Here is a 12,034-nt window from a genome sequence, read left to right on the forward strand (position 1 = left end):
CATGCGGATTGTGTTCAAAACCAACTATATGCAGGATATCCGACCTTGGAAGGACACCTATCAGCTGTGCCTGTATATGATCTTACTGACAGCCGTCGCAGCCGCGCCGTGGTGGCTGGATGATTTCTATCTAGGCGAGCTGACAAACGTGCTGATATGGGCCATAGCGGGACTCGGTCTGATGATCTTAACAGGTCACACCGGTCAGGTCAGTCTGGGTCACGCAGCTTTTCTGGCCTTTGGGTGCTACGCCAATGTTATACTTTTGGAAGCGGGCGTGCCGTTTCTGATCGCCTTCCCGCTGGCTGGTATCCTCACAGGATTGGCTGGCGTGACCGTCGCCATCCCTGCCCTGCGTCTGCATGGCATTTACCTTGCGATCTTCACCATGGCTTTGTCCATCCTGATGGATGACGTCATTGTTCTGGCCGAACCGATCACGGGGGGCGTCGCTGGAAAATATCTGGGCGGTGTCGAAATATTCGGGTTTCTGGTCGACCGCTGGGGTACTCCGGTTCAGTTCTTCTGGCTGGTCCTCAGTGTGGCGGTGTTGGTCACACTTGGCTACATCAACCTGTTGCGGGCACCTTTAGGACGAAGCTTTATCGCTGTGCGCGACTCAGAGGTATCGGCGCAGGCAATGGGCGTGGATATTGCCAGGACCAAGATGATCTCATTCGCGTTGTCCTGCGCTGTCAGCGGATGGGCAGGCGCGCTGATGGGCATGTTCTCGGGCGCATTCAACAATGAGACATTCAGCGTCCTGATTTCAATCCAGTTGCTGATGATGATCGTGATCGGCGGTCTGGGGTCCATCCACGGCGCGTTTCTTGGCGCCATTGTGATAGGGTTCCTGCCTCAGTTCTTATCTATCTCCAAGGAATACGTGGGTGCCCTTTTCGGTGGCAACACCGTCGCCATTCCGGGGCTGGAATTTGGCATCTTCGGAATGATCCTGATCGCCTTCATCCTTTTTGAACCGATGGGTCTGTACGGGCGCTGGCTGAAAATCCGGACGTGGTTCGAACTGTTTCCGTTTTATCGGAAAGACATGTTCAAACGTCAAAAATCCTATCTCAAGACGGAGCGCCTGAGATGAGCTTGCTTGAGTTCGAAAACGTCACTCTGAAATTCGGTGGACTGACGGCTGTCAACGAACTGTCTTTCGAGGTCGAAGAAGGCGAGGTTTTTGCTATCGTCGGACCAAATGGTGCAGGAAAATCCACCGTCTTCAATCTGATCTCGCGTTTCTACGACCCTTTTGCCGGGTCGATCCGGTATAACGGTCACGACTTGCTCAAGGCCAAACCGTCCGGCGTGGCCGCATATGGTGTGGCGCGGACATTTCAAAACATCGAACTCTTCGAGCATGCGACGGTCCTGCAGAACCTCCTTGTCGGACGGCACCGTCACCGCAAAACCAACATGCTGTCCGAGGTGTTGTTTCTGCCCTCCGCGCGGCGGCAGGAATTGGAGAACCGCGAAAAAGTAGAGGAGATCATCGACTTCCTCGACCTGCAGGCATTCCGCGACAAGATGATCTCTGGCCTGCCCTATGGCGTGCGAAAGGTTGTCGAGGTGGCACGTGCTCTGGCCACCGATCCAAAGCTGCTTTTGCTGGACGAACCAGCCTCGGGTCTCTCGGTCGAAGAAACAACCGACATGCGCTGGTGGATCGATGATATCCGGCGGCAGATGGGGATCACGGTTTTGATGGTCGAGCATGATATGGGGCTGGTTTCCGGCGTCTCGGATCGCGTTCTGGCAATGGCGGACGGCGCAAAACTGGCGCTGGGAACACCTGCTGAGGTTCAGTCGCACCCGGCGGTGGTCGAGGCCTATTTGGGGAAAGCCTCATGAGCGAGCCGATCCTGACAATCCGCAACATCGAAAGTTTTTATGGTCCGATCATGGCGATCCGGGGTGTTTCTCTGGATGTTCATCAGGGCCAAATTGTCTCGATCCTTGGCGCCAATGGCGCGGGCAAGACCACGCTGATGAAAACCGTTTCTGGCGTGATGGATCCGGAAAAGGGCAAGATCACGTTTGAAGGCGACGAAATTCAGGGGTCCGAGCCACACAAGGTCGTGCAGAAAGGCATCGTTCATGTGCCCGAAGGGCGTGAGGTGTTTCCACTGCTGACGGTCGACGAAAACCTCAGCCTCGGGGCCTATACCCTGAAGGACAAGGGTCAGATCGATCACGATCGGGATCTGGTGTTCTCATACTTTCCGATCCTCAAGGAACGTCGCAACCAAGAGGCGGGAACATTATCTGGCGGGCAGCAACAGATGCTGGCAATCGGCCGTGGCTTGATGGCCAACCCAAAGATCATGCTGTTGGATGAACCCTCGCTTGGCTTGTCACCGCTGCTGGTTCAGGAGATTTTTGGCATCCTCAAGCGACTGAATGACGAACAGAGCATGACCATGATGCTGGTCGAACAGAACGCCAACGCCGCCCTGGAACTGGCCCACCATGGCTATGTGATGGAGGTCGGACGCATCGTCATGGACGGCGCAGCAGATGTTCTGATGCGGTCAGAGGACATCCAGAACTTCTATCTGGGCGTGCAGGAGGAAGGCGCACGCGAAAACCGCCGCTGGAAACGAAAAAAGACGTGGAGGTGAAACAGATGAACATCAGCACCCTGCCCCCTCAGATCACGGTCAACGGCGTTCGCCTGAACGCAACCCCCGGCCAACGCCCGGTTTGTGTCGACGGAAGCACCACGATTTGCGAACTGTTTCGGAACCGCTGCGCCGAGCTTGGCGATCGCACAGCGCACCGTGAAAAGGACCTTGGCATCTGGAAGTCGTATTCCTGGGCGGACTATTGGCAGCATGCCAAGTGGATTGGGCTTGCACTGCGCAAATTGGGACTGCAACGGGGCGAGGTTGTATCGATCCTGTCAGAGGACCGCAAGGAATGGGCCTGGTTCGACATGGGCATTCAGGCCGTTGGTGGCATCGCGTCTGGTGTCTACACCACCGACTCGGCCAACCAGCTAAAATACCTGATTAATGACAGCGACAGCCGCTTTCTGATCGTCGAGAATGAAGAGCAACTGGACAAATTTCTGCAGGTCGAAGACGAGGTTCCCGGCCTTCTGAATGTCATCATTCTGGACGATGAGGGGCTGCACGATCTGGACCATGCGCGCTGCATGATGATCGACGCGTTATATACTTTGGGTCAGCAGGCCGAGGCTGAAGAACCCGATCGCTTTGAGGCCGAGATAGCTCTGGCATCACCGCAGGACACTGCACTTCTGATTTACACCTCGGGCACCACAGGAATGCCGAAAGGCGCGATGCTGAGCCACGAGAACATCTTGGCCGCGATTGAATGCGGGGCCCATGCGCTGCCCGCGCTCGAGTCTGACGAACAGCTTTGCTTTCTGCCGCTGTGCCATATTCTTGAGCGGGACGTATCAATCTATTTCCCACTGGCTGCAAAATGCGTCATTAACTTTGCCGAAAGCCCCGAGACGGTGTTTGCCAACCTGCAAGAAATCTCACCGTCGACCTTCACGGCCGTTCCACGGGTTTGGGAAAAGATCTATTCGTATGTTCAGATCATGACGCAGGACGCAACGCCCACTGGCCGCGCAGCCTTTGGCATGGCGCTGAAGGCTGGGTTCAAGCGCGCGGAATACATATTGGCTGGAAAACCCGTCCCTGCTGGCGTTGCTGCACAGTTCTGGGTGTGGGACAGGCTGGTTCTGCGTAATTTGCGCCGTATGTTGGGGATGGACAAGATGCGGCGTGGCGGTTCGGGCGCGGCCCCGATTTCGACGGATCTGTTAAAGTGGTACTGGGCCATTGGCGTACCGTTGGTCGAAGGGTTCGGGATGACCGAAACCTCGGGCTTGGCGACGCTAAACACAATCGAAAACAACAAGGTCGGAACCATCGGACGCGCGGTTCCCGGAAATGACATCCGGATATCCGACGACGGTGAGATTCAGCTAAAGGGCCTCAACATTTTTCAGGGTTATTGGCGCAATAACGCAAAAACGGCCGAAACTTTCACTGCCGACGGATGGCTGCGAACTGGCGACCTCGGGCATATTGATGAGGATGGCTACGTCACCATCTCAGGCCGAATGAAAGACATCATCATCACTGCTGGCGGCAAGAATATCACCCCGGCCGAGATCGAAAGCCGGTTGAAGTTCAGCCACTACATCTCGGACGCGGTGATAATCGGTGACAAGCGAAAGTTCCTGACCGCGCTGATCATGATTGATCAGGAAAACGTCGAAAAATTTGCGCAGGATCGGAAAATCCCCTTTTCAAATTTTGCATCCCTCTGTGCGGCCCCTGAAATCAAAGATCAGATTCAGGGGGAAATCGACGCGGTGAATAATGATTTTGCACGGGTCGAGCAGATCAAGGACTTTCGCCTGATTGATGTACTTCTGACCGCAGATGACGATGAACTGACCGCAACAATGAAGCTGAAACGCAGTTTTGTCGAAAAGAAACACGGCCATCTTATTGAAGACATGTACAGTTAATAAAAGAGATAACCTAAAGGGAGGAGAAAGATGAAGAATGTGATCATGCGGCTGGCGGCGGCCACCGCTTTGACGGCTTCGGCGACCCTTGCCAATGCACAGACCCAGGGTGTCACGGATGATGAGATCATCATCGGGTCGGTCAATGACCTGAGCGGTATCTTCGCAGCCGTCGGTGTTCCGGCGACCAAGGGTGCAAATGTGGTGTTTGACCGCGTGAACGCCAATGGTGGCATACACGGGCGGACGATCCGCTATGTTGTTGAGGACAATGGGTATCAGATGCCGCGTGCGATGCAGGGCTATAACAAGCTGCTGAACCGCGACAAGGTGTTCGCAATGCTGCAGTCGCTGGGAACGCCGATGAATGTCGCGGGGTTCAAGCTGTTGGATCCAAAAGGTATTCCCAATGTTGCCCCTTTGTCTGCTGCACGGCAGATGTTGCAGGAGCCGATGGACAACAAGTTCACGGCCTTTTCCACATATTTTGACCAAAGCCGTGTCGGTGTGAAATATCTCGCTGAGCAGTTTGGTGGTCAGTCTGTGTGTTCGATGTATCTGCCAACCGATTTTGGTGAGGAGATCGTCGAAGGCACCAAGGCCGGTGCCGAAGAAGCCGGGATCGCTTTCGTCGCTGAGACCACGCACAAACCCGATGAAACGGATTTCGTGGGCTCACTCAGCAAGTTAAAGGAAGAAGGCTGCGATATCGTAACGATCGCTCTGGGCGTACGACAGGCTATCACAGTTGTCGGCACGGCCAAAAAGATGGGCCTTGCAGATATGAAGTTCCTTGGCACCTCGGCCAGCTTCCTGACCGTCGTCGCGCAAGTGCCGGGCGGTGTGACCGACGGTTTTTATGCCGCCGCATCCTGGCAGGATCTGTGGTCCCGCGCGGAAGATCCCGCCCCTGCCGCCTTTATCGAAGAATATAAAGCGGCAACCGGTGAAGATCCCGTCGGGTTCGCAATGCTGGGATATTCTGCTGCTGAAACGATGGTCAAAGCGCTTGAGGCTGCTGGCCCCGATCTGACTCATGAAAGCTTTATCGCGGCCATGGAAACGCTGGACTATCAGGATGAACTGGTTGGAAACCACATGACTTTTGGACCTGATGACCATCAGGGGGCCGACTCAGTGTACGTGAGCGTTGTCGAGGATGGCGCCTGGAAGATGGTGTACGAAGAATAACCGTACACGCATCCCAAACGAAAAAGGGCTCGCAACTGCGAGCCCTTTGAATTTGTGCACTCGGCAGCGAATTAACGCTTCGAGAACTGGAACGAACGACGCGCTTTGCGCTTACCGTATTTCTTACGTTCCACAACGCGGCTGTCGCGGGTCAGGAAGCCAGCAGCTTTCAGAGCACCACGCAGCGACGGATCGTACAGTTGCAGCGCTTTCGAGATGCCGTGCTTGACCGCACCGGCCTGACCGGTCAGGCCACCGCCTTTGACGGTTGCGACAATGTCGAATTCACCTTCAACACCGGCAACCTGGAACGGCTGGCGCAGGATCAGCTGCAGAACGGGACGCGCAAAATACTTGTCCTGGTCCTTGCCGTTCACGGTGACCTTGCCGGAACCCGGCTTGATCCAAACGCGGGCAACAGCGTCTTTACGCTTGCCGGTGGCATAAGAACGACCCAGCTCGTCACGTACGGGTTCACGCACGATGACTTCTTCGGCCACAACCTCAACGCCTGCAACGGCGCTCAGCTCTTCGAGAGTATTGATCTGATCAGCCATGGTCATTAGCTCCGGGTGTTTTTCTTGTTCATGGATGCAACATCCAGAACTTCGGGCGCTTGCGCCTCATGGGGATGCTCGGCACCGGCATAAACGCGCAGATTGGTCATCTGCTGACGTGCCAGACGGTTGCCCGGCAGCATGCGCTTGACCGCTTGGGTCACGACGCGCTCGGGGTGCTTGCCTTCAAGGATCTGCTGCTTGGTGCGCGACTTGATGCCGCCTGGGTGGCCAGTGTGCCAGTAGAAGTTTTCTTCGCGCTTCTTGCCGGTCATCTGGATTTTGTCAGCGTTGATCACGATGACATTGTCGCCCATGTCCATGTTCGGGGTGAACGACGCTTTGTGCTTGCCACGCAGGCGCATGGCGACGATCGAGGCAAGACGGCCCAGAACAACGCCCTCGGCGTCGATCAGGATCCATTTCTTGTCGATGTCTGCAGGTGTTGCAGAAAAGGTTTTCATGGCAGGATAGTCCTGTTTGATGTGAAAGACCGCCCACAAACGGAGCGGCCCGAATTCGATGTTGGGTATTTAGATGCAGGCGTAATGCGCGTCAAGAACGCTGAAACTTATTTTAATAAGCAATTACAGTATGTTATAAAATAGGTATTATTTTACCCCACAACTCAACAGATAAACCGCAATACATAAATGAACGTTAATTAACCCGGCAAGATCCGGAAAGGGAGATATTGCGCAATGAACTGGCAGCAGACCGTAAACGACTATGGGGCAGCATGGAAAGAACCTAACCGGGCGAAACGGCTTGAGATACTGGCCGGGTGCTTTGCTGAAGATGGCATCTATGTCGACCCCATGGCCGAGGTCAAAGGCCGCTCAAACCTATGCGATCATATCGGAGAGGTGGCGCAAAGCACGGGCGGAATGCTTGAGTTGACCAGCAAGGCCAATGGCCACAACGATGTCATTCATTTCACATGGCGACTGGTTGGCCCGGACGGCAGTGTAGTTGTCGCTGGCCACGATTTTGCGCATTTGGGTGCTGAGGGAAAGATCTCACATCTGGCCGGTTTTTTCGGCGACCCCGAACCAACGAGCTGAGTCTTTAAACGCTGATCTGTTCCGGCGGATTGTCCAGAAGCGCCCTCAGGCGCTGCATCGCGGCCTCGAACCGCTCCAATGACACGTGCCCGTTCATCGCAATGCGTACAGCGTTGGGGGCACGGCCGTCCCGCAGCGCGAACTCGTCGGCAGACCGTAACTGAATGCCTTCGCGCTCAGCAGCACGGCTGAATGCGGCGGCACGCCAACCCGACGGTAGGTACAGCCAGACAAACGGCACGTCCGGCGCCCAGTTAAGATCAAAGCCGCCAAGCGCATTGACCGTCACCCGGACATAATCGCCCATCCGGGCGCGGACGTCCCTGGCGATTTGCCGTGTCCGTGGATCAGACAGCAACAGCCGGGTCAGTTCTGCAAGTGGTTGCGCCAAACCGAAATAGCCGTATTCGGCTGAGCGCCGAAGATCGACGCTGCGTTCGCGCGGGGCGATGGCGAACCCGACGCGTAGGGCTGGCGTCAGGATCTTTGAGATCGACGAGACATGCCAACCTCGTTCAGGCGCCAATGCACGATAGCTGGGCTCGCGCGCATCCCCCATCCGATAACAATCGTCTTCAATGATCTGCAAATCATGGCGGCGCGCGACTTCCACAACCTCTTTTCGACGCTCCAGCGGCGTATGCGTTCCGGTTGGGTTTTGCACCTCGGGCGAGACGCAAACCGCTTGCGCCTGAGTCTGGCGCAAAATGTTATCCATGGCCTGAGGGTCAATTCCCCACTTGTCCATCTTCACGCCGACGACCTCGGCGCGCATCAACTCTCCTGCCCGACGGAAACCGGCATATGACAGATCCTCGACCAACACGACCGGCTTGGGACCGCGAAGGATCGTCTGAAATACAAGGCAAAGGCCGTTTTGCCCACCATGCGTCAGAACCACATCATCATGGGTCACTGTGCCAAGCGGCAGGTCTGAGAGCCATTCGACGACCGCCTGACGCATGGGTTGGTACGCATCGCGCGTCGGGTAGTTCATCAGCAAACGCGGATCGGCTTGGGACACTTTTTTGAGACATTCCCTGATCAAAGCCACCTGCCCTACATCCGGCAATCTGGGACTGAACAGGCTGACATCGGCGTTGTACTTGTCGTCCCGCAGGTGAAGTTGTCTTGCCCACACGTCGTCCAGCAACGGTGATTTCGGAGGGGCGACAAATGTACCACGTCCGACCTCGGCTTGTAGCAAGCCTTCTTCCGTCAGAATCGTATATGCCCGGGCAACCGTGCCTGGCGTGATTTGTAACCGATACGCAAGTTCCCGGACTGGAGGCAGCTTGGATCCTATCTCCAGTGCTTTGTTCTCAATCGCTTTTCGTATTGTGTCAGCGACCAGAGTATACTTGGGACCTTTGGATTTCGGGAGCGCCTCTGGCCAAATTGTATCCATTACAATTCTTCCTTTGCTTTTGACACAATCTTGAATGTATCACGCACATGTACCGAACACTTATACTTTGTGTCAATACAATTTGAAAGGATACCCAGATGACACGCCATATGCACAACCCCGCCCTCATGCTGCTGAACGATAGCCCTCGGCTGCCGATGATCGCCGCGCTGGCCGTGCGGTTTGCGGCGACTGTCACGCAGTGGGAACGACAGCGCCGCAGCAGGGTCAACCTGTCAAAGCTGGACGATCGGATGCTTAAAGATGTGGGCCTGACCCGCCCTCAGGCTGACCGAGAGATCAAACGCTATTTCTGGCAGTATTAAAATATCCCCAGTCCCTATTGGGACCTCTTCCTAGGCCGGGTTTCATACCCGGCCCTTTTTTATCCAAATGCCGCAGCTGCAGACCCCGCCGGTGGCAATGAATAGGTCATCGTAGCCCGCGCCACGGGTTTGTCTGAGCCTTCCGAGAACATCAGAACATCGCCTACCGCAAGCGTCTTGCCCAGTTTTAGCAAGCTGCAGCGCGCGATCATATCGTTGGCCCCATCGGGTTTGCGCATGAAATCCATCGAACACCCCGTCGTCACCGCCAGCGACTGACGTCCTTTCAATGCAAGGATCATTGCATAGACGCTGACATCGGCCAGACCGAACATCGACGGGCCTGAAACTGTCCCCCCTGGCCGCAGATGCCTGTCCCCGACCTTCAGCCGCATGGTGATTGAGTTTTCATCCAGGCTGTCGATGACAAAGTCCTTCTCGACCTGTGGAAAAACCTCGACCAGATAATCTGACAGTTGTTCGCGGTTCAAAACCAACGACATACTTCCCCTCCTCGAATTGCCACCCTAGAGTTGGCCCGACATCAGATCGGAGAGCAAGATGGGAATTCTGGAACGTAACGACATGAATGGCGTTGCCCGGTTGAAAATGAACGCGCCAGAGCGCTTGAATGCCCTGAGCGAAGAGATGCTGGCAGCACTTCAGGCTGAATTCGACGCCTTAAGCAACGACTCGAGCATTCGCGCTGTGATCCTGTCCGGCGAAGGCAAGGCGTTTTGCGCAGGTCACGATCTGAAACAGATGACTGCGGGACGTCAGAGCGAGGATGGGGGAAAAGCCTACTTCCAGGACTTGTTCGCGCAGTGCGCAAAAATGATGCTGTCGATTCAATCCCTGCCCCAACCCGTGATCGCGCAAGTCCACGGCATCGCCACGGCCGCCGGCTGCCAACTGGTGGCCACTTGTGATCTTGCGATTGCAGCCGAAGGCACGCGCTTTGGTGTAAACGGGGTCAATATCGGGTTGTTTTGCTCGACCCCTATGGTGGCCCTCAGCCGGAATATCCCCCGGAAACAGGCATTTGAGATGTTGACGACAGGCGCGTTCATCTCCGCAGAACGCGCGACAGAGCTGGGCCTGGTCAATCGCGCAGTACCCGAAATGTTGTTGGAACATGAAACGATGGCGCTGGCCGAACACCTGGCGGACAAGCTTGGATCAGCGGTCAAAGTGGGCAAACAGGCCTTTTACAAGCAATTGGATATGCCGATCGAACAGGCCTACGGCTATACCGGAGAGGTAATGGCGCAGAATATGATGCATCGGGATACCGAAGAAGGAATATCTGCATTTATCGAAAAAAGACCGCCAAATTGGGAACAATAACGAGATTATTTAAGGAAATTTTCGCGACTGTTCGCAATTTAGTCCTTTTCAAAAGGGCCACACTGTGGCAAAGCTGAGACATGGCTTAGGCCCAAATACGCTTTTGGGTCGCTGTAGGCGGAAGGTCCCTCCAAGCTGGTTTCTCTCACCGGCGCTGACATTCCCGCTGCGGCGACCCCAAGTACCCTCCTTAAATTACTAGCTAATCAACGCGAAACTTGGCGTGTGTTGCGTTGCGCGATGCTGTGCCCTATGTGGCACCTCATGACACAGAAATTGCATATAGTTGGCGGCGGCATGGCAGGGTCCGAGGCGGCCTGGCAAGCAGCGGAAATGGGCGTGGACGTTGTGATCCACGAAATGCGGCCCAAAGTGGGCACTTTTGCGCACCAGACCGGCAATCTGGCCGAGATGGTGTGCTCGAACTCCTTCCGCTCGGATGACGACGAACAAAATGCAGTCGGTCAGCTGCATTGGGAAATGCGGGAAGCCAACGGCATCATCATGGGCACGGCCGATACGCATCGCCTGCCCGCCGGTGGCGCATTGGCCGTGGATCGTGATCCGTTTGCCGAAGCAGTGACCGCCAAGTTGCAGGCCCATCCACGGGTTGAGGTGACGGGCGAAGAAGTCACCGCCCTGCCCGACGACGGCCACTGGATCATTGCGACGGGTCCGCTGACATCCTCGTCGCTGGGCGAGTCGATCAGGGCTCAGACAGGTGCTGAGGCTCTGGCGTTCTTCGACGCGATCGCGCCCATTGTCTATGCCGACAGCATCGACATGAGCCAGGCATGGATGCAGTCACGTTATGACAAGGGCGAAACCGAAGAGGAGCGGACGGCCTATCTGAACTGTCCCATGGACCGCGATCAGTATGAGGCGTTCATCGACGCCCTGTTGGCGGCGGACAAAACAGAATTCCACGAAGGTGAAACTGCCGGGTATTTTGACGGCTGCCTGCCCATCGAGGTTATGGCGGAACGCGGCCGCGAAACGCTGCGCCACGGTCCCATGAAGCCAGTCGGCCTGACCAACCCGCATCAGCCTGACGTCAAACCTCATGCCGTTGTGCAACTGCGCCGAGACAACGCGCTGGGCACTTTGTTCAACATCGTCGGTTTTCAGACCAAGATGAAATACGGCGCTCAGACCGAAGTGTTTCGCATGATCCCGGGGCTTGAGAACGCCAGTTTCGCGCGCCTGGGCGGGATTCATCGCAACACGTTCATCAACTCTCCGACATTGCTGGACGCGCAGATGCGGCTGAAATCAAAACCGAATATTCGGTTTGCCGGCCAGATCACCGGCGTCGAGGGTTATGTGGAAAGCGCTGCAATGGGCTTGTTGGCTGGGCGGCTGGCTGCTGCCGAGATCCTGGGGCGTTCCCTGCCCGAGATCCCGCAGGACAGTGCCATGGGCGCGTTGATACACCACATTACCGGCGGGGCCGAAGCCAAGACCTTTCAACCCATGAATGTCAACTTTGGTCTGTTTCGCCCGGTTGATGGCCTCAAAGGCGGTCGCCGGGGCCGTAAGGACCGGTACAAGGCCTACACCGACCGGGCCAAGACGGAATGGACCGACTGGTTGGCGCATTGCTGACTGGACGCATTGCA

Annotated in this window: 13 protein-coding genes; 9 read left to right on the forward strand and 4 right to left on the reverse strand. The window is 55.9% G+C overall.

Annotated features, from left to right (window positions below):
• Position 1: 1 nt before the first annotated feature.
• From AC2FGC_RS01615 to AC2FGC_RS01635, 5 genes are read left to right on the forward strand one after another with little or no spacing between them, the layout of a single operon-like run.
• Positions 2 to 1,099: a branched-chain amino acid ABC transporter permease gene (locus AC2FGC_RS01615; RefSeq protein WP_496722816.1), complete on the forward strand. Its 1,098-nt coding sequence runs from the start codon at positions 2 to 4 to the stop codon at positions 1,097 to 1,099.
• Entirely contained in the window at positions 1,096 to 1,860 is a 765-nt protein-coding gene (locus AC2FGC_RS01620) for an ABC transporter ATP-binding protein (protein ID WP_496722814.1), read from the forward strand. The genes AC2FGC_RS01615 and AC2FGC_RS01620 overlap by 4 nt, the downstream gene beginning before the upstream one ends.
• Positions 1,857 to 2,630, forward strand: coding sequence for an ABC transporter ATP-binding protein (locus AC2FGC_RS01625; protein WP_496722812.1), 774 nt, complete (start codon positions 1,857 to 1,859; stop codon positions 2,628 to 2,630). The genes AC2FGC_RS01620 and AC2FGC_RS01625 overlap by 4 nt, the downstream gene beginning before the upstream one ends.
• Before the next feature lie 5 nt (positions 2,631 to 2,635).
• A complete protein-coding gene (locus AC2FGC_RS01630) occupies positions 2,636 to 4,522 on the forward strand; it encodes an AMP-dependent synthetase/ligase (RefSeq protein ID WP_496722810.1) in 1,887 nt (628 codons plus the stop codon).
• Between the two features lie 30 nt (positions 4,523 to 4,552).
• Entirely contained in the window at positions 4,553 to 5,713 is a 1,161-nt protein-coding gene (locus tag AC2FGC_RS01635; protein ID WP_496722807.1) for an ABC transporter substrate-binding protein, read from the forward strand.
• Between the two features lie 71 nt (positions 5,714 to 5,784).
• Here AC2FGC_RS01635 and rpsI read toward each other — a convergent pair whose 3' ends face one another.
• Together rpsI and rplM are read right to left on the reverse strand one after the other, a co-directional pair.
• Positions 5,785 to 6,270: a 30S ribosomal protein S9 gene (gene rpsI, locus AC2FGC_RS01640; protein WP_496781323.1), complete on the reverse strand. Its 486-nt coding sequence runs from the start codon at positions 6,268 to 6,270 to the stop codon at positions 5,785 to 5,787.
• Positions 6,271 to 6,275: 5 nt separating this feature from the next.
• A complete protein-coding gene (gene rplM / locus AC2FGC_RS01645) occupies positions 6,276 to 6,734 on the reverse strand; it encodes a 50S ribosomal protein L13 (protein ID WP_496722805.1) in 459 nt (152 codons plus the stop codon).
• 237 nt (positions 6,735 to 6,971) lie between these two features.
• On the opposite strand from rplM, the gene AC2FGC_RS01650 reads away from it, so the two are divergent.
• Positions 6,972 to 7,334 carry a nuclear transport factor 2 family protein gene (locus tag AC2FGC_RS01650; RefSeq protein WP_496722802.1) on the forward strand — a complete coding sequence of 121 codons (363 nt, stop codon included), beginning with the start codon at positions 6,972 to 6,974 and terminating at the stop codon, positions 7,332 to 7,334.
• A 4-nt stretch (positions 7,335 to 7,338) separates the two neighbouring features.
• Here AC2FGC_RS01650 and AC2FGC_RS01655 read toward each other — a convergent pair whose 3' ends face one another.
• Entirely contained in the window at positions 7,339 to 8,742 is a 1,404-nt protein-coding gene (locus AC2FGC_RS01655; RefSeq protein ID WP_496722800.1) for an aminotransferase-like domain-containing protein, read from the reverse strand.
• 98 nt (positions 8,743 to 8,840) lie between these two features.
• Here AC2FGC_RS01655 and AC2FGC_RS01660 point away from each other — a divergent pair, with 98 nt between their 5' ends.
• Entirely contained in the window at positions 8,841 to 9,068 is a 228-nt protein-coding gene (locus AC2FGC_RS01660; RefSeq protein ID WP_496722798.1) for a DUF1127 domain-containing protein, read from the forward strand.
• A 59-nt stretch (positions 9,069 to 9,127) separates the two neighbouring features.
• Here AC2FGC_RS01660 and AC2FGC_RS01665 read toward each other — a convergent pair whose 3' ends face one another.
• Positions 9,128 to 9,571 carry a PaaI family thioesterase gene (locus AC2FGC_RS01665; RefSeq protein ID WP_108858651.1) on the reverse strand — a complete coding sequence of 148 codons (444 nt, stop codon included), beginning with the start codon at positions 9,569 to 9,571 and terminating at the stop codon, positions 9,128 to 9,130.
• Positions 9,572 to 9,629: 58 nt separating this feature from the next.
• Here AC2FGC_RS01665 and AC2FGC_RS01670 point away from each other — a divergent pair, with 58 nt between their 5' ends.
• Together AC2FGC_RS01670 and trmFO are read left to right on the forward strand one after the other, a co-directional pair.
• Entirely contained in the window at positions 9,630 to 10,415 is a 786-nt protein-coding gene (locus tag AC2FGC_RS01670) for an enoyl-CoA hydratase (protein ID WP_496722794.1), read from the forward strand.
• A 264-nt stretch (positions 10,416 to 10,679) separates the two neighbouring features.
• Positions 10,680 to 12,020, forward strand: a complete 1,341-nt coding sequence (gene trmFO, locus AC2FGC_RS01675) for a methylenetetrahydrofolate--tRNA-(uracil(54)-C(5))-methyltransferase (FADH(2)-oxidizing) TrmFO (protein WP_496722792.1) — start codon at positions 10,680 to 10,682, stop codon at positions 12,018 to 12,020.
• The last annotated feature ends 14 nt before the right edge of the window (positions 12,021 to 12,034 follow it).

This window comes from Ruegeria sp. CDSC054, assembly GCF_059610645.1.